Here is an 18,190-nt window from a genome sequence, read left to right as displayed (position 1 = left end):
CGTGGGCACGGGATGTGCCTGACTTGGGGAAAGGCGTGCATCGCCCGGGCGGCGGATCCTACCGCTCCGTGACGCCTTGACACACCCATTCGAGGGCGAAAACCGGGGAAGGGTAAGTCCCTAGACGCTCGCGGGGTGGAGCGGGCACGCTGGTTGCCCCATGCGCCTGTCTGACATTGAAGATCAACGATTGGGAGAACGACGTGGCGGAAGAGATCAGCGTGCTGGTGGTGGACGACAAGCCACAAAACCTGCTCGCCATGAAAGCGCTGCTGGCCGATTCGGGCCTGCAGGTGTTGACGGCGGATTCCGGCCCCGCCGCGCTGGAACTGCTGCTGGTGCACGACGTGATGCTGGCGCTGCTCGACGTGCAGATGCCGGGCATGGACGGCTTCACGCTGGCCGAGCTGATGCGGGGATCCGAGCGCACGCGTCACGTGCCGATCATCTTCCTGACCGCCGGCTCGCAAGAGGCGCAGCGCAGCTTCAAGGGCTACGAGGCCGGCGCCGTCGACTTCATCTACAAGCCCGTGGACGCGCATGTGCTGCGCAGCAAGGTCGCCGTCTTCGCCGACCTGCATCGCCAGCGCCTGATGCTCGCGGAACGCATCATCGAGCAGGAGCGCCTGGCGCGCGTGAACGCGCTGATGCTCAGCGCGCTCAGCCACGACATCCGCAGCCCGCTGTCGGTCATGATGCTCAACGCCGAGCTGCTGATCCGCCAGACCGAATCGCCCGCGCTGCAGAAGGCCGGCCAGCGGGTGAAGGCTGCGGCCACCTTGCTGGGCCGTCAGGTCGACCACCTGGGCAGCCTGGCGCGCCGTCCCTGCGAGCTGCTGCAGGTGCAGCCGAGACGCGGCGACCTGGCCGCGCTCGCCGCGCAGCGCCTGGACATCGAGAGCAACCAGTCGGTGCTGTGGGCGCCGCCGGTCTTCGAGCGCGTGGGCGACACCACCGGTGACTTCGACAGCGAGCTGATGGCGCAGGCCATCGACCAACTGCTGATGCAGGCCGCCACGCATGCTGGCGACAGCGCGATCCGCTTCCAGGTCGATGGCAGCGCGCATCGCTCGCTGATGCTGCGCGTGAGCTTCGACACGGTGCTGGAGTCCGAGGCGTCCATCCACCTGTTCGGCGGCGATGAGCCGGTGTCGGGCATGTCCTCGGCGCAGGTCGGCCCGGGCCTGCAGGAACCCGAACGCGTGGCGCGCGCCCATGGCGGCTCGCTGATCGGCGTGTCGCGCGCGCGGCAGGGCACGATGTTCGAGCTCCTGCTGCCTCGGATGCAGTCCGAGCGGTGAGCGAGGCCATGTCCTACAGCCGCGGCCAGCGGGGCCCGACAGACCGTGCGTGCGCGCGGGTCCACAGTGGTGGTATCACACCAACCACGATGGGGACCGTCATGAAGCGCAACCTCCCTCTGACGACGAAGGCGACGATGAAGGCCGCGGTCGCTGCCGCTGCCCTGGCACTGACCGGGCAGGCGATGGCCGACATCACGTTCTACGAGAACGAGAACTTCCGCGGGCGCACCGCGGGGGCGGGCGCGCAGGTCAACTTCCTCGGGGAGATCGGCTTCGACGACCGGGCCTCGTCCATCGAGGTCCGCGGCGAGCGCTGGGAGGTCTGCGAGGACCCCGGCTACACCGGCCGTTGCCGCGTGCTGCAGCCCGGCAGCTATCCGTCGCTGCGCTCCATGGGCTTGGACAACCGGATCAGTTCCGCGCGCCGCATCGACGAGCGAAGCAACGTCGACAACGGCCGTTATGGTCCCGAGCCGCAGCCGACCTTCTATCGCCGTGGCGAGGAGGGCCTGTATCAGGCGCAGGTCGTCTCGGTGCGCGCCGTGATGGGCGATGAGCAGCAGCGCTGCTGGATCGAGCAGAAGGAAGTGCGCGACCGGCCCAATGTCGGCGGCGCCGTGATCGGCGGCGTGCTCGGCGGCATCCTGGGCCACCAGTTCGGCGGCGGTTCCGGCCAGGCGGTGACCACCGCCGCGGGCGCCATCGGCGGCGCGGTCGTGGGCAGCAATGTCAACCGCGACCGCGACGTGCGCAACGTGCAGCGCTGCGGGGCCGCGCCCAACAACGGCAACCCGCAGTACTGGGACGTGACCTATCGCTTCAAGGGACAAGACCATTACATGCAGACCCGGCGACCGCCGGGGGCGACCGTCACCGTCAACGCGCGCGGCGAACCGCGCGAGTGACGGCAACGGTCCACGATCGACCGACCCAGAGAGGAATCTGGGGCAGGCCGGAGCAGGGGCGCGCTAGCATGCGCCTCCGCTCCGGCCGCCTCGTTTGCGTTTCATGAACATCAAGACGTCTTCCGCCGCCTCCTCGACCTCGGCCACCGCCGCCGGTGGTCAGCCTGCCCACCTGGCCAACGTGACGCGGCGTCATGACTGGCTGCCGCTGCCCACGATGCTCGGCTTCGCGCTGGCGGTGATCACCATCCTGATCAGCGCGCTCTTCTCGTGGCGCTCGCAGCAGGCCCAGTCCGATGCCGCCGACGCGATGACCCGCACGCTGGCCGTGCAGGAGCAGATCCAGACACTGGGCTCGGCGATGAAGGATGCCGAGACCGGTCAGCGCGGTTATCTGATCACCGGCATCGACACCTACCTCGTGCCGTTCAACACGGCGCAGGTGACCATCCCCGCCGCGGCGGAACGGCTGCGTGCCGCCTTCCAGAACTACCGCCCGCAACTCGCGCGGCTGGAGACGGCCGAGCAGCTGTTCAAGGCCAAGCTCACCGAGATGGACGAGTCCATCGAGCTGCGCCGCCGCGGCGACACCGCTGCTGCCGTCTCCGTGGTCAAGGGCGATCGCGGCCGCATCCTGATGGAGCGCATCCGCACGCTGCTCGGCGAGATGGAACGCGAGGAGCGCGACCGCGCGGCCTCGCGACGCGAGGCCTGGGATGCGTCGGTCCAGCAGACCGTCGCGGTGATATGGGGCGGATCGGCGCTGCTGCTGGTGCTCACGGCCGTCGCGGCCGTGCTGAGCGCGCGCGCCTACCGCGCGGGCAAGACCGAGGAATGGCTCAAGGCGGGCCTGGCGGGTCTGGGCGTCGAGCTGCAGGGCGACCCGCATGTCGAGCGCCTGGCCGACGTGGCCACGAGTTTCCTGGCGCGCTGGACCGAGGCGCGCGTCGGTGCCTTCTACGTCGCGCAGGAGGACGGCAGTTTCCTGCGCGTGGGCGGCTATGCGCTGCCCGTGATGACCGGTGAGGCCGCCTCGCCGGTGGTGCGCGGCGGCGACACGCTGCTGGGCCAGGCCGCGAGCGATCGCCGCATCGTCCATGTCCAGAATCTCCCGGCGGACTACCTGCCGATCACGTCCTCGCTGGGCAAGGCCACCGCGACCGAGCTGCTGATCGCGCCGGCGGGCATCGATCGCCGCGTGCAATGCGTGATCGAGCTGGGCTTCCTGCACGGCGTCGGCGAGGCCGAGCGCGAGCTGCTGGCCCGCGTCGCGGAACCGATCGCGATGGCGCTGCGCGCGGCCAAGGATCGCAGCCGACTGGAAGCGCTGCTCGAGGAAAGCCGCCGCCAGGCCGAGGAACTGCAGATGCAGCAGGAAGAGCTGCGCGCGAGCAATGAGGAGCTCGAGGAGCAGGGCAATGCGCTGCGCGACTCGCAGTTGCGCCTGGAGAAGCAGCAGACCGAGCTGGAAGAGAGCAACACGCAGCTCGAGGAGCAGGCGCGCCAGCTGGAGATGCAGCGCGCCGCGCTGACGCAGGCGCAGGGCGAGCTGACCGACCGCGCCGACGCGCTGGAGCGCTCCAACCAGTACAAGAGCGAGTTCCTGGCCAACATGAGCCATGAGCTGCGCACGCCGCTCAACTCCACGCTGATCCTGGCCAAGCTGCTCTCGGACAACAAGGACGGCAACCTGACCGACGAGCAGGTGCGTTTCGCGCAGACCATCTCCTCGGCGGGCAACGACCTGCTCGCGCTGATCAACGACATCCTGGACCTGTCCAAGATCGAGGCCGGCAAGGTCGACCTGCAGGTCGATCGCAGCTCGCTGCCGCGCCTGCTGCAGCATCTGACGCAGGTGTTCGCGCCGATCGCCGCGCAGCGCAACCTGGCTTTCGACCTGCGCCTGGCGCCCGGATCGCCGGAATGGATGGAGACCGACGAGGCGCGCGTCAGCCAGATCCTCAAGAACCTGCTGTCCAACGCGCTGAAGTTCACCGAGCGCGGCTCGGTGCGCATGGAGGTCGGCCCGACGGCCGACGGCCGCATCGCCTTCGCCGTCACGGACACCGGCATCGGCATCCCCGCCCATCAGCAGGGGCCGATCTTCGAGGCCTTCCGCCAAGCCGACGGCAGCACGCACCGCAAGTACGGTGGCACGGGGCTGGGTCTCTCGATCTCGCGCGACCTCGCGCGGCTGCTCGGCGGCGACATCCATCTGCGCAGCGTGCCGGGCGAGGGCTCGACCTTCAGCCTGGTGCTGCCGATGACGATCGACCTGCCCGAGGACGGCCAGCTGTCGCGGCCGCTGCCACCGGCGCAGGCCCCGATCACCGCGTCGCCGGCCATCGCGTCGCGGGCGGGCTTCGACGCGGTGTTGCCGGCCGCGCGGCTCGATGACGAATCGGAGGAGGGCGCTGAGGACCAGGCGGTCTCGCTGCTGCGCGAGCCCGCGCCGGCCGCGCCCGAGGCGCGCCTGCCGCAGCTCGACGACGACCGCCTGTCGTGGGTGCAAGGCGATCGCGCGATCCTGATCATCGAGGACGATCCGCGCTTCGCGCTGATCCTGCGCGACCTGATCCGCGAGATGGGCTTCGTGTGCCTGATGGCGCACACCGCGGAGAACGGCCTGTCGGTCGCGCAACGCTACGCCCCCAGCGCGATCCTGCTGGACATGAACCTGCCCGACCACTCGGGACTGGGCGTGCTGGACCGGCTCAAGCGCGAGCCGCTCACGCGCCACATCCCCGTGCATGTGATCTCGGTGGCGGACTACTCGCATGAGGCGCTGGAGCGCGGCGCGGTGGGCTACGCGCTCAAGCCCGTCAAGCGCGACGAGCTCGAGAGCGCGCTGCATCGCCTGGAAGCCAAGTTCTCGCAACGCCTGCGCACGGTGCTGGTCGTCGAGGATGACGCGCGCCAGCTCGACAGCATCCGTCACCTGCTCGCCGCCGACGAGGTCCGCATCCACGGCGTGGCCACCGCGGCCGAGGCGCTGAAGGCGCTGCGCCAGTCGACCTTCGACTGCATGGTCATGGACCTGAACCTGCCCGACATGAGCGGTTACGACCTGCTCGACCAGATGGCGCTGCAGGACGATGTCGCCTTCCCGCCGGTGATCGTCTACACGGGCCACACGCTGTCGCCGCAGCAGGAGCAGCAGCTGCGCCGCTATTCGCGCTCGATCATCATCAAGGGCGCGCGATCGCCGGAGCGACTGCTCGACGAGGTCACGCTGTTCCTGCATCAGGTGGAATCGCAGCTGCCGCCCGAGCGCCAGCGCATGCTCAAGGAGGTGCGCGCGCGGGACAACATGCTCGAGGGACGCCGCGTGCTGATCGTCGAGGACGACGTGCGCAACATCTTCGCGCTGTCGGCGGTGCTGGAGCCCAAGGGCGTGAAGGTGGACATCGCGCGCAACGGCCGCGAGGCGCTGGACCGGCTCGCCGCGCCGCTTCAGGGACCGGGCGCGATGCCGCCGGTGGACCTCGTGCTGATGGACATCATGATGCCGGAGATGGACGGCTACACCGCGATGCGCGAGATCCGCGCGCGGCCCGATCTGAAGCGGCTGCCCATCATCGCGCTGACCGCCAAGGCGATGAAGGACGACCAGGAGAAGTGCATGGCCTCGGGCGCCAACGACTACATCGCCAAGCCGCTGGACATCGAGAAGCTGCTCTCGCTGGTCCGTGTCTGGATGCCGCGCTGAGGACCGACGGACGATGCCGCACGCATCCCCTGAACTCGACATCGAGGTCCGGCTGATCCTGGAAGCCATCTACGAGCGCTACCACTACGACTTCCGGGACTACGCCGGCAGCTCGCTGCGCCGCCGGCTGAAGGCCGCGATGCAGCGCTTCGAGTGCGCGACGTTGTCGCAGCTCCAGGGGCGGCTGCTGCGCGAGCCCGAGGTGTTCCGGTCGGTGCTCGCCGACATGACCGTGCAGGTCAGCGAGATGTTCCGCGATCCCGAGTACTTCCTCGCGCTGCGCGAGCACGTCGTGCCGGTGCTGCGCACCTACCCGTCGCTGCGGCTGTGGGTGGCGGGCTGCAGCGGCGGCGAGGAGGCGTATTCGCTGGCCATCCTCATGAAGGAGGAAGGGCTGCTGGAACGCACGCTGATCTACGCGACCGACATCAGCCAGGAGGCGCTCGCGCTGGCCCAGGCCGGCGTGTACCGGATGGAACTGGTGCCGGGCTTCTCGGAGAACCACCGCGCCAGCGGCGGCAAGGGATCGCTGTCGGACCACTACACGGCCGCGTACGACCATGTGCTGATGGACAAGTCGCTGAAGTCGCACATCGTCTTCAGCGACCACAGCCTGTCCACCGACAGCGTCTTCGCCGAGGTGCAGCTCGTGTCCTGCCGCAACGTGCTGATCTACTTCAACCGGGCGCTGCAGGACCGCGCGTTCGGGCTCTTCAGCGAGGCGCTGTGCCGCGGGGGCTTCCTCGGCCTGGGCGCGCGCGAGACGCTGCGTTTCTCATCCCACGCGCACGAGTTCGTCGAGATCGCCGCGCGCGAGCGGGTCTACCAGAAGCGCAACGGCTGAGGGCGCGTTCAGCGCGTCAATCACGGGCGATCGGCCGGGAGGCCGATGCCCAGGGACCTTGCGCCAATCAGGCCATCCCGGCCGCGTAGATCGAGGCCAGCACGCCGACCGCGAGCGCGGTGAGCCACAGGCGCATCGGCGCGGGCTCGTCGCGCGGACGGCGCTGTTGATGGCGATGCGCCAGCAGGCAGGCCACCGAGGCGCCGCCGGCGACCAGGAACACCAGCGCGAAGCCCAGACCCTCGACCGAGCGGCCGTGATGCAGGGCCATCGCCAGCACGATCTGCCCCAGCATCAGGCCCGCCACGCCGGAGACGGCGGCGGAGGACAGGGAAGCGGCGGCAGCGGAGCGGGGGGCTTGAGGCATGGCGCGAATCGACGGTGAACGTCGGGTGGGACAGCGATGCGCGATTGTCCGGGCGAGCCCCGCGCGGCCACCGTCGCGCGCCGCGTCGAAACGCGCGGTCGAGCGCAGTATTTCGCGCCGCGGCGACTCTCGTTGCATCGACTTTGGTCCGATCACATCGAGTAACAAACGCGTTCGAGCGTTGGATTCGCACATGCCTGACCCCCGTGAACCAAGGGGGTGTTTCAGGCACGCGCGCCCGCGTACGTAGCACCTTCCGGGTACAGCACGCAAGTACTGGGTTTTTATGTGGGTGGACGCACAGACTCCCTCTGGAGCGGATGGTGAACTGCAGCGTCCGTAGCTTTCGGACTCATCCTTTTCGGAGCAACCACCATGACCCTGCCTTTGCTCTCCCGCTCGCCCGTGGCGTTCCAGCGCACCCTGCTGGCTCTCGCCCTGGCTGCCGCCAGCGCCAGCGCTTCCGCGCTGCCGCAGTTCACCTGGGATCCGGCCGCCGCCGGCCTGAACGGCTCGTCCTTCACGGCGGACAACCTGCTGGTGTCGAACTACTCGACCATCACCTTCGGGGCCGGCAACACGTTCACCGAATCCGGCTACCTGGCGATCAGCGCCACGCAGCTGGGCGGTCTGACGCTGCCTTCCAGCGGCCTGAACTCGGACTACGGCTTCTACATCCAGTTCAGCGGTTCCGGCACGCTGTCGCAAGGCGGCAACCCGGCCACCACGCCGACGCTGGGCACGCTGAACACGCTGACCTACACCCTGTACGGCTACAACGGCACCTCGTCGTTCGGCTTCGCGGGCAACACCCCGACCGAAACCGCCACGGGCGAAGTCGCGCTGGCCTCGGGCTCGCTGGTGCTGGGCACGGTGGCCACGACGCCGCTGGGCGACGGCACCTTCAATCCCTCGGCCAACGCCAAGCTGACGCTGAACTGGCTGGTGCCTGGATTCCAGACCTCCTCGCCGGCGTACAACATGGCGCTGACGTCGTTCTCCAACACGACCTCCCAGGTCGAGCCCTTCGTGGGCGGCTTCCGCATCCGTCAGGGCGGTGGCTCGGTGAACTTCGCCTCCGCGGTGCCGGAACCCTCGACCTACGCGATGCTGCTCGCCGGTCTGGGCGCGATCGGCTTCGTGGCGCGTCGCCGCACCCGCACCGACAAGTGATCGTGCGGCCGGCTCGACGAGCCGGCCCCGCGTGAACCGGTGTCACCGCGCGTCAGCGGTGAGCCGGTGAAGCGGTGAAACGGGAACTGGATCAGCCAGGCATGCGGGTGCCGAAGCGATCCAGGACCCGTGGAACCGGAGATGGAAGTAGAAGAGAGCGTTCCATGAACGCTCGACGGACGCCCGTTCCCGACGGGACGTCCACTGCGATGCTTGACGCGTCGACGGGCTGTCAGGCCTGCACGGCGACGGGCGCGAAGGTGGCAGAGGTGGCCGCGTTCACGCCGTCCGGTGCCTGGGACAGCAGACGTTGGAAGTCCTGCTTGAGCAGGGCGTAGCACTCGCAGGCCCGGGCCTCCAGCCCCGGCCGGTCCAGTACCGCGATATGTCCGCGGGAATATCGGATCAGGCCGGCGGCCTGGAGGCGCTGGGCGCTCTCGGTGACGCCTTCCCGGCGCACCCCCAGCAGGTTGGAGATCGATTCCTGGGTCACCGACAGTTCGTTGTGACCGTGCTGGCGATCCAGGCTGGAGAGCAGCCAGCGGCACAGCTGGCGTTCCAACGAATGGTGACGATTGCAGACCGCGGTATGGGCGACCTGGGCCAGCAGGGACTGCAGGTAACGCAGCAGGAGCAGGGTGGTGGCGCCCGAGCGCACCAGCTGTTCACGCACCAACGGTACGCGCATCCGGTAAGCCAGACCGGCGCGTTGCACCACCGCGCGGCATGCCGGCGACTCGCCGCCCATCGCCGCGGCCAGGCCGGCCGCGCCTTCCGAGCCGATCATCGCGACCTGCGTCGCATCGCCGGAATGCGTCGTCTGGATCAGCGACACGATGGACGTGATCGGGAAATAGACATGCGTGGCGGGGGCGCCCGACTCGAACAGCACGCGGCCCTTGAGCAGCTCGACGGTCTCGAGGTGCGCGGACCAGCGCACCAGATCCTCGGCGGGCAGCTGCACCAGCAGCTGATTTCCGCGGGATCCGTCGGCGGCAGGAGTTGCGGCAAGGGACAGGGACATCTACAGCTCCAGGAACCGGACATCGGTTCCAGCGCCAAAGGAAGGCAATCACCGTGCCCGGCGGGTGTCCAACGGTGTCTTCGGTGCCACCGCGTGTCTGCGCAAGACTGCCCATGACTGGCGCAAGTTCGGCCCGAGTTCCGCATGAGACCCCCCTAGAATCCGCCCACCATGCCCCTTCGGACCCCGACATCCTCTGAGCCGCGTGCCGGGTCCGTCAGCCAGAAACTGCGCGCGATGGTCTGGCTGATCGTGCTGCCGACGCTGCTGCTGTCGGTGATCGCCGGGATGGCCGTGTTCCACACCGAGCGCCGCGCCGCGGTTGCCGCCGCCACCGAGACCGCCGAGGCGCTGAGCCTGGTCGCCGACCGCGAGATGGCGGTTCGCACGGCGCTGCTGCAGGCGCTCAGCGTGTCGCCCAGCCTGGCCGAGGGCCGGCTCGAGCAGTTTCACGGCGAGGCCGCACGAGTCGTGGCCAACACGCCCAGCACGATCGTGCTGACCGCGGCCGACGGCCGGCAGCTGATCAACACGCGCATCCCCTGGGGCCAGCCGCTGCCCGCGACCGGCGCCTTCCAGGAAGGCATGGATGCACCGCGTCGTCGCCTGATCGTCTCCAACCTGTATGTCGGTCCGGTCGACCGCCGGCCCAGCTTCGCCGTGCGCGTGCCGGTCACGGTGCTGGGCCAGCCGATGTTCCTGGGATACGGCAGCCCCGTCGCCGACATGCAGCAGATCTTCCGCCAGCAGCCGCTGCCGGAAGGCTGGCTAGGCGTCGTGCTCGATCGCAAGGGCTATGTCGTCGCCCGCACGCGCGAGCCCGAACGCCGCGTCGGCCAGCGCGCCAGCCCGAACATGCTGGAAGCGCTCGGCAAGGGCGATCGCGGCGTCGTGGAAGCGCGCACGCTCGATGGCGAGGCGGTGTTCACCGTCTTCAGCCGGGCGCCGGATTCGGGCTGGGTGGTGCTGATCGGGCTGAGCCAGGCCGAGCTCGCCAAGGGCGCCTGGACGGCGTTCGCGATGATGCTGGCGCTCTCGCTGAGCTTCATCGTGCTGGCGCTGGTGCTGGCGCGCCGCTTGAGCCGCGCGATCGCAGAACCGCTGCGGCGGCTGCGCAAGGACGCGATCCGCATGGGCGGCGGCGCGACGATCGAGCCCGCGTCGCCGGGCAGCGGCATCGACGAGATCGACATCGCGCAACGCGCGCTGGCCACCGCCAGCCGCGAGCGCGCCGGCAACGAGCTCCGCCTGCGCGAGGAGATCGATGCCGCCGTCGCGCAGACGCGCAGCGCGCAGCAGACGGCGCTGCGCAGCCAGAAGCTCGAGGCGCTCGGGCGCCTGACCGGCGGCATCGCGCACGACTTCAACAACCTGCTGCAGACGATGACCACGGGGCTGCAGCTGGCGCGTCGGCTGAGCAGCGATCCGCGCGGCGACGCGGCGCTGGACGCCTGCCAGCGGGCGACCTCGCGCGCCGCGCAGCTCACGCGGCAGCTGATGGCCTTCGGCCGGCAGCATGTGGGCCACGAGGCCGTCATCGACCTGCGGCGCGAGCTGCCCGCGCTGATGGACCTGGCCGGCGGCGCCGTGGGGAGCGCGGTGGACGTCCGTCTGCAGATCGATGAGACGCTCTGGCCCGTGCGCACCGACCCCGTGCAGCTGGAGCTGGCCGTGCTGAACCTGGCGCTGAACGCGCGAGACGCGATGCACGGGCGCGGTCAGTTGACCGTGGCGGCGCACAACCGCACGCTGCCGATGCCGCAGGAGAAGTCGTCGAGTCCGGCGGTGCTCGAGCTGCCGCCGGGCGAGTACGTCGCGATCTCGGTGCGCGACACCGGCGACGGCATGTCGCAGGAGCTGATGGAGCGCGCCTTCGAGCCCTTCTTCACCACCAAGCCGGTGGGGCAGGGCACGGGGCTGGGACTCCCGCAGGTCTATGCGTTGGCGCAATCGGCCGGCGGCACCGCCGGCATCGTCAGCAAGATCGGACTGGGCACGGAGGTCACGCTGTGGCTGCCCCGATCGCACGGCCGCGCGAAGGACGCCGCAGCGGAGCTTGCCGGCGCGGCAGGTCTGGCTGCATCGGCGGCATCCGCCACGGCGGCCTCCGAGGCGAACGGCGCCACGGCCCCGCGTTTTTATGGACGCGTGCTGCTGGTCGAGGACGAGGCGTCGGTGCGGGAGCTCACGGCGCAGGGGCTGGAGGAACTCGGCTTCCACGTGACGACGGCGCCGAGCGCCGATCACGCGCTGGATCTGCTGCGTGGGGGCCTTGCGGTGGACGTGGTGCTGACCGACATCGTGATGCCGGGCGTGCGCAGCGGGGTGGATCTGGTGAGGACCTTGAAGGTGCTCAAGCCGACGCTGCCGGTGGTGCTGGCCAGCGGCCACCCGGTGCGCATCGAGGAGGCGCCGGATGTGCCGCTGGTGCCCAAGCCCTACGACATCAACGTGCTCGCGGCCGTGCTGGCGCAGGCCCTGAACCCCACCCGCGAGCCCGCCGCGTCCGACTGACCCGGTTTCTCGCTCGCGCTTGCGGGGGAACACCTGGAACTCCCTCGCCCGCGAAGCGGGAGAGGGCGGGGGTGAGGGCTCTGCGAAGGGCACCGTGCGCTTCCGTGCCCTCACACGAGCCCTCACCCCAACCCCTCTCCCGCTTCGCGGGCGAGGGGCTTCATGGCAGCGTCAAGCCACCTTCGGCAACCCCGCCAGCAGCTTGTCGAGCGTGATCGGATAGTCCCGCACACGCACGCCGGTCGCGTTGTGGATGGCGTTGGCCACAGCGGCGGCGACGCCGCAGATGCCCAGCTCGCCGACACCCTTGGCCTTCATCGGCGAGGAGATCGGATCGGTCTCATCCAGGAAGATCACCTCCTGATGCGGGATGTCGGCATGCGCCGGTACCTCGTAGCCCGCCAGGTCGTGATTGACGAAGAAGCCGCGCCGCTCGTCCACGTGCAGCGCCTCCATCAACGCCGCGCCCACGCCCATCGTCATCGCGCCGATCACCTGGCTGCGCGCGGACTTCGGGTTGAGGATGCGGCCCGCCGCGCACACCGCGAGCATGCGCCGCACGCGGACCTCGCCGGTGTACGCGTCGACGGCGACCTCGCAGAAGTGACCGCCGAAGGTGGACTGCTGGTACTTCTTGTCCAGGTCACCGAACTCGATCTTGTCCTCGGCGGCCAGGCCCTCGTTGCCGGCGATCTCCGCGAGCGAGACCGCGCGATCGCCGCCGCGCACCTGGCCATCGGCGAACACGGCTTTCCCGGCGTCGATGCCGGCCTTGCGCGCCACGAGCTCGCGCAGCGCGACGCAGGCCGCGTACACGCCCGAGGCCGAGCTGTTGGCGCCCCATTGGCCGCCCGATCCCGCCGACACGGGCAGCGACGAATCGCCCAGCCGCACGACGACCTGCTCGAGGCCCACGCCCATCATCTCCGCGGCGGTCTGCGCGAGGATGGTGTAGGTCCCGGTGCCGATGTCGGTCATGTCGGTCTCGACGGTGACGATCCCGCGCTTGTCGAGCCGCACGCGGGCGCCGGACTTCATCACGAGGTTGTTGCGGAAGGCCACGGCCATGCCCAGGCCGATCATCCAGCGGCCTTCGCGGCGCTGACCGGGCGCGGTGCGCCGGCTCCAGCCGAAGCGCTCCGCGCCCAGGCGCAGGCATTCGGTCAGACGGCGCTGCGAGAACGGGCGCTCCGGCTTCTCGGGGTCGACCTGCGTGTCGTTGAGGATGCGGAACTGGACCGGGTCGATCCGGAGCCGCTCCGCGAGCTCGTCCATCGCGATCTCCAGCGCCATCAGGCCGGGGGCCTCGCCGGGCGCGCGCATCGCGTTGCCCTCGGGCAGATGCAGCTCGGCGAGCTTCATCGCCGTCATGCGATTCGCGCCCGCGTACATCACCCGGGTCTGCGCGACGGCGGTCTCGGGCTGACCGCCGGGTTGATCGCCCGACCAGCTCTCATGGCCGATCGCGGTGATGCGGCCGTCGGTCTCGGCGGCGATGCGCAGGCGCTGGATGGTGGCGGGGCGGTGCGTGGTGTTGTTGAACATCAGCGGCCGCTGCAGCGCGACCTTCACCGGGCGGCCCGCCGCCTTGGCGCCGAGCGCGGCCATCAGCACGTCCGCGCGCAGGAAGAGCTTGCCGCCGAATCCGCCGCCTATGAACGGCGAGATCAGCCGCACCTTGTCCTTGGGCAGGCCCAGCGTGCGCGCCAGGTCGCCCAGTCCCCAGTTGATCATCTGGTTGGCGGTCCACACGGTGAGGCGGTCGCCTTCCCAGACAGCCAGCGTCGCATGCGGCTCCATCATCGCGTGCGACTGGTCGGGCGTCGTGTAGGTCTGGTCGATCTTCACCGCGGCGCGCGCGAACGCGCCCTCGAAATCGCCGACGTGCGTCTCGGGCGGCGTGCCGCCGGGGCCGTCGTCCTGCTTGGGCGGCTTGGCCTTGGACTTCTCCTTGGCCAGGCTGAACGCGCCAGGTTCCTCGCTGTATTCGACGCGCACCAGCGCCGCCGCGGCGCGGGCCTGCTCGAAGGTCTCGGCGACGACCACGGCCACGGCCTGGTGGTAATGCGCGATCTCGGGGCCACCCAGCAGCGCGGCCGTGTTCATCTTGCCCTGGCCGAGCTTGCCGGCGTTCTGCGAGGTGACCACGGCGAGCACGCCGGGCGCGGCCTCGGCCGCGTTCAGGTCCATGCGCGTGATGCGGCCCTTGGCGATGCCGGCGCCGATGACCACCCCGTAGGCGGCATTGCGCGCGACGTCGTGGCGCTCATAGGCGTAGGGCGCGGTGCCGGTGGTCTTGCGCGGACCGTCGATGCGGTCGGTGGGTTTGCCCACGACGCGCAACTGGTCGATCGGATTGGTGGTGGCGGGGGTGTCGAACTTCATGCGGTCCTCCCGGACGTCCTGGCGTGCGCGAGCACCGCCGCGAGCGTGCGCTCGACCAGCGGCAGCTTGAAGGCGTTCTCCGCCGTCGGGGTCGCGCCGGCGAGCAGCGCCTGCGACGCGGCGCCCGCGCCACGCTTCAGGGCCGCATCGGCGGCCGGCACGCGCCAGGGCTTGGGCGCGATGCCGCCCACGGCGATCCGCCCGCCGCCATCGCGCTGGACGATGGCCGCCACCGAGACCAGCGCGAAGGCGTAGGACGCGCGGTCGCGGACCTTCTGATAGACGTGCACGCCGCCTGCGGGCTTGGGCAGCGTGACCGCGGTGATCAGCTCGCCGGGCTCGAGCGTGGTCTCCACATGCGGCGTGTCGCCGGGCAGGCGATGGAAGTCCGCGATGGGGATGCGGCGGGCCTGGCCATCGGCACGCAGCGTCTCGACGGTGGCGTCCAGCACGCGCATCGCGACGGCCATGTCGCTGGGATGCGTGGCGATGCAGGCCTGGCTGACGCCGATCACGCCCAGCGGCCGGCTCATGCCGCCCAGCGCCGAGCAGCCGCTGCCGGGCTGGCGCTTGTTGCAGGGTTGATCCGTGTCGTAGAAGTAGGGGCAGCGCGTGCGTTGCAGCAGGTTGCCGGCGGTGGTGGCGCGGTTGCGCAACTGGCCGGAAGCGCCGGCGAGCAGCGCGCGGGACAGCACGCCGTAGTCGCGCCGCACGCGCGGGTCGGCGGCCAGGTCGGTGTTGCGCACCAGCGCGCCGATGCGCAGGCCGCCGTCATTCGTGGGTTCGATGCGGTCGAAACCCAGGCCGTTGACGTCGATCAGGTGGACCGGCGTCTCGATCTGCAGCTTCATCAGGTCCAGGAGGTTGGTGCCTCCGGCGATGAAACGCGCGCCGGGCTGCCGTGTGGCGGCGGAGACCGCCGCGGCCGGCGTGGCCGCGCGCTCGAAGGTGAAGGGCTTCATGCGGACCTCCGTTCGCCGGCGGCCGGCAAGCCGGCCACCTCGGACACGGCATCGATGATGTTGGCGTAGGCGCCGCAGCGACAGAGGTTGCCGCTCAGGCGCTCGCGCAGTTCGTCCGCGGACAGCAGCGGGCGGGCGGTGAGATCGCCGGTGACATGGCTGGGAACGCCGGCCTGGATCTCCTGGAGCACCGCGACCGCCGAGCAGATCTGCCCGGGCGTGCAGTAGCCGCATTGGTAACCGTCATGGCGCACGAACGCGGCCTGCATCGGGTGGAGCTTCTCGGGCGTGCCCAGGCCCTCGATGGTGGTGAGCTTGGCGCCGTCGTGCATCACGGCGAGCGTGAGGCAGGCGTTGACGCGGCGGCCGTCGAGGTGGATGGTGCAGGCGCCGCACTGGCCGTGGTCGCAGCCCTTCTTGGTGCCGGTGAGGTGCAGGTGCTCGCGCAGCAGGTCCAGCAGGGACGTGCGGTTGTCCAGGGTCAGCGTGTGCGGCTGGCCGTTGACCTCGAGCGTGACACGGGTGGTGGCCACGAGTTTCTCCTGGGTCGGGTTGGCGGTGCGCGCGGGGGCTTGCGCGGCGGCCTCGAGCGAGGCGCCTGCGGCCACGGCGGCGGACGCGCCCGCGCCGGCGATCAGCAGACCGCGGCGCGAGAGCGCACCGGGCGGATCGTCGCACGGGGAGGAGGGCGCGTCTTGCGCGCGAGGGGATTCCACGTCGAGGTCCATGCTGGGGGCTCCTGGCTGGGCAACCCCCTGCAATGGCAATCCCCGTTCCCAAGACTCCCCTCTCCCGCTGCGCGGGCGAGGGGGCCAACAAGGGGCTCAGCGACGCGCGGGAGGCACGCGGCTGCTGTCTTCGCCGTCGAGCGTGGCGCCGGGGTCTTCCTCGCCGGCCACGGACTCATCGAAAGCGTGATCAGGCACCGCGGGCGGTCCCGGATCCTGGGGCCGTGGCGCGGCCGGCGCCGCCTCACGCGAGCCCTCCGTGCCCGGCTCCGGCGCAGGCCCCGACGGCGTGTCGATCGCATCCACCGGCGTGGGCGCGTCGGGACCGACGGAGGTGGCGGGCGAGTTGGTCGCGTTCATGGCATTCCCTGGCATGCTGCTGGCCGACACCACGCGGCGTCTGCCGGCGCGCTTGGCCATGGTCATCGCCGTCTCGGCCAGACGCATCAGCGACTCGGCCTGCCGGCCATGGTGCGGGGCAAACGCGATGCCGATGCTGACATCGACCGCGACATGACTCCCATCGGACAGGCGGATCGGCTCGGCGATCGCATCCATCATCCGGCGCAGCGCGGGTTCCGCCTCATGCTCGGCGCGCAGCGCGGTGACCAGCATCGCGAACTGATCGCCGCCCATGCGCGCCACGAGGTCGTGGTGACGCACCCCCGCCTGCAAGCGCTGCGCGACCACGCGCAGCACCGTGTCGCCGGCGTCGTGGCCGTGCTCGTCATTGATCGCCTTGAAGCCGTCGACGTCGACCCAGCACACCGCCACCAGCCCGACCCGCTCGCCCAGCAGCGTCAGCGCGCCGGCCAGGCGCTCGGTGAAGCGCACCCGGTTCGGCAGCCCGGTCAGCCCGTCATGCACCGCCAGGTGCTGCGCGGTGGCCTCGCTTTCCTTGAGCGCGGTGATGTCGATCATCATCCAGAGCGATTCGCGCTCGGTGACCGCCGCGCCGCTCAGGTCGATCCACACCGGCGTGCCGTCCTTGCGCCGCATGCGCAGCTGATGACGGAAGCGCCGGCCCGATGCGATCGCCGCGTAGGCCGCCTCGCCGATCTCCTCGTGGCTCGCATCGTCCAGGTAGAGCTTGCGCGTCGGCTGACCGACCAGCTCCCCGGGCGCGTAGCCGAACACGGAGGCCAGCGCGCGGTTCTTCCACACGACCTGCCGGTCGCGCAGCCGCATCATGCCGACCATGTCGTTGTCCAGCATCAGCCCCTGTTCCGCGGCCAGCGTCTGCAGCGCCGTGGCTGCTCGCCGGTCGCGGCGCTGCTGCAGGAACACGAGCACCGAGCAGCCCATCACCGTCAGGATCACGAGCGCGGCCAGCGCGCCTTGCTGCTGCGCCTCGCCGCGCCACGCGGCCAGGAAGTCGGCGGTGCTGGCGCCGGTGAAGATCGTCAGCGGATATCCGCGCACCTGGCGATAACAGGTGATGCGCTCGATATTGTCGAGCTTGGTCTTGGTCATGTACCAGCCCTGCTGCGGGTTGGCCGCCATCTGGCGCATCAGGTCCTCGGACACGATCACATCACCCACGCCGCGGATCGAATGCGGCTCCGCTGCCGAGTAGCGCGCGATCAGGCGCTGGCTGCGCGTGCGCAGCGAGATCGCCCCCTCGCTGCCGATCGTCAGGCCCTTGAAGCTCTCGATGAAGTGCTCGGTGGACAGCGAGGTGTAGACCACGCCGGCGAAGGCGCCGTCCTCGGTCTCGAGCCGGCGCGCCACGACGATGGCCCAGCGCCTGAGCACGCGCCCGAACAGCGGCTCCGAGATGACGAAGGCCTCGCTGTCGCGGGCGCGCTGGAAGTAGTCGCGGTCGCCGACGTTGAGCGTGCGCTCCTCGTTGGCCAGTCCGTAGATGACCTGGCCGCGCGCGTCGGTCATCCGGATCGCGTCGATCTGCGGCAGCAGGCTGCGCTGGTCCGCCAGCGCGCGCTCCATCGCGCGGCGCAGTTGCTCCGGTTCTCGGCCCGCGCGGCGGAACTGCAGCGCCAGCGTCGACAGCGCGTTGTCCACCTGCTTGAGCTCGGCGCCGATCTCGATGCTGAGGCTGGCGGCGAGGTTCTCGGTCGTCTCGCGGGCCCGTGTCAGGTCGGACGTCCGTCCGGCTTCCAGCGACAGCCAGGTCGCGGTCGCGATCGCCGCGGCGATGACGACATTGCCCGCGATCAGCCACAGGGCCAGGCGGGTCAGAGAACGCGGAACGTAGAGGGGCGGACGGTCCATCGGGCGGCACGCAGGCGAAGCGGCCATCCTACCCGGGCCGAGC

At 70.2% G+C, this 18,190-nt stretch carries 12 protein-coding genes; 6 read left to right on the top strand and 6 right to left on the bottom strand.

Annotated elements, in window-relative coordinates; translation table 11 throughout:
* Positions 1-203 precede the first annotated feature (203 nt).
* The 4 genes from ACNI65_RS10555 to ACNI65_RS10540 all read left to right on the top strand — a co-directional run bounded on the left by ACNI65_RS10555 (position 204) and on the right by ACNI65_RS10540 (position 6,762).
* A complete protein-coding gene (locus ACNI65_RS10555) occupies positions 204-1,301 on the top strand; it encodes a response regulator (protein ID WP_416762915.1) in 1,098 nt (365 codons plus the stop codon).
* Positions 1,302-1,402: 101 nt separating this feature from the next.
* Positions 1,403-2,209 carry a beta/gamma crystallin-related protein gene (locus tag ACNI65_RS10550; RefSeq protein ID WP_416762914.1) on the top strand — a complete coding sequence of 269 codons (807 nt, stop codon included), beginning with the start codon at positions 1,403-1,405 and terminating at the stop codon, positions 2,207-2,209.
* A gap of 103 nt (positions 2,210-2,312) precedes the next feature.
* Positions 2,313-5,918, top strand: a complete 3,606-nt coding sequence (locus ACNI65_RS10545) for a response regulator (RefSeq protein ID WP_416762912.1) — start codon at positions 2,313-2,315, stop codon at positions 5,916-5,918.
* Between the two features lie 13 nt (positions 5,919-5,931).
* The gene (locus ACNI65_RS10540; protein ID WP_416762910.1) at positions 5,932-6,762 is read left to right on the top strand and encodes a CheR family methyltransferase; all 831 of its coding nucleotides are present in this window, start codon (positions 5,932-5,934) and stop codon (positions 6,760-6,762) included.
* A 67-nt stretch (positions 6,763-6,829) separates the two neighbouring features.
* Here the strand turns inward: ACNI65_RS10540 and ACNI65_RS10535 are convergent, their stop codons facing one another.
* Complete coding sequence (locus ACNI65_RS10535; RefSeq protein WP_416762909.1) at positions 6,830-7,129, bottom strand: hypothetical protein; 300 nt, start codon at positions 7,127-7,129, stop codon at positions 6,830-6,832.
* Between the two features lie 375 nt (positions 7,130-7,504).
* On the opposite strand from ACNI65_RS10535, the gene pepA reads away from it, so the two are divergent.
* Positions 7,505-8,302 (top strand): flocculation-associated PEP-CTERM protein PepA, encoded by a 798-nt coding sequence (gene pepA / locus ACNI65_RS10530; RefSeq protein WP_416762908.1) that lies wholly within the window; start codon positions 7,505-7,507, stop codon positions 8,300-8,302.
* A gap of 232 nt (positions 8,303-8,534) precedes the next feature.
* On the opposite strand, the gene ACNI65_RS10525 is transcribed toward pepA, so the two are convergent.
* Positions 8,535-9,326 carry a Crp/Fnr family transcriptional regulator gene (locus ACNI65_RS10525; RefSeq protein WP_416762907.1) on the bottom strand — a complete coding sequence of 264 codons (792 nt, stop codon included), beginning with the start codon at positions 9,324-9,326 and terminating at the stop codon, positions 8,535-8,537.
* 171 nt (positions 9,327-9,497) lie between these two features.
* On the opposite strand from ACNI65_RS10525, the gene ACNI65_RS10520 reads away from it, so the two are divergent.
* On the top strand, positions 9,498-11,840 hold the full coding sequence (locus tag ACNI65_RS10520) for an ATP-binding protein (RefSeq protein ID WP_416762905.1): 2,343 nt from the start codon (positions 9,498-9,500) through the stop codon (positions 11,838-11,840).
* Between the two features lie 171 nt (positions 11,841-12,011).
* Here the strand turns inward: ACNI65_RS10520 and paoC are convergent, their stop codons facing one another.
* From paoC to ACNI65_RS10500, 4 genes are all read right to left on the bottom strand, one after another.
* Positions 12,012-14,225 carry an aldehyde oxidoreductase molybdenum-binding subunit PaoC gene (paoC, locus tag ACNI65_RS10515; RefSeq protein ID WP_416762903.1) on the bottom strand — a complete coding sequence of 738 codons (2,214 nt, stop codon included), beginning with the start codon at positions 14,223-14,225 and terminating at the stop codon, positions 12,012-12,014.
* Complete coding sequence (locus ACNI65_RS10510) at positions 14,222-15,187, bottom strand: FAD binding domain-containing protein (protein WP_416762901.1); 966 nt, start codon at positions 15,185-15,187, stop codon at positions 14,222-14,224. Before ACNI65_RS10510 ends, paoC begins: the two co-directional genes overlap by 4 nt.
* On the bottom strand, positions 15,184-15,915 hold the full coding sequence (gene paoA, locus ACNI65_RS10505; RefSeq protein ID WP_416762899.1) for an aldehyde dehydrogenase iron-sulfur subunit PaoA: 732 nt from the start codon (positions 15,913-15,915) through the stop codon (positions 15,184-15,186). The genes ACNI65_RS10510 and paoA overlap by 4 nt, the downstream gene beginning before the upstream one ends.
* A 96-nt stretch (positions 15,916-16,011) precedes the next feature.
* The gene (locus tag ACNI65_RS10500; RefSeq protein ID WP_416762896.1) at positions 16,012-18,147 is read right to left on the bottom strand and encodes a diguanylate cyclase domain-containing protein; all 2,136 of its coding nucleotides are present in this window, start codon (positions 18,145-18,147) and stop codon (positions 16,012-16,014) included.
* Positions 18,148-18,190: the final 43 nt, after the last annotated feature.

This window comes from Roseateles sp. So40a, assembly GCF_048081605.1.
Lineage (GTDB): Bacteria > Pseudomonadota > Gammaproteobacteria > Burkholderiales > Burkholderiaceae_C > Roseateles.
The sequence above is the reverse complement of the archived record's forward strand: the minus strand, read 5'-3'. Positions and strand labels throughout refer to the sequence as shown.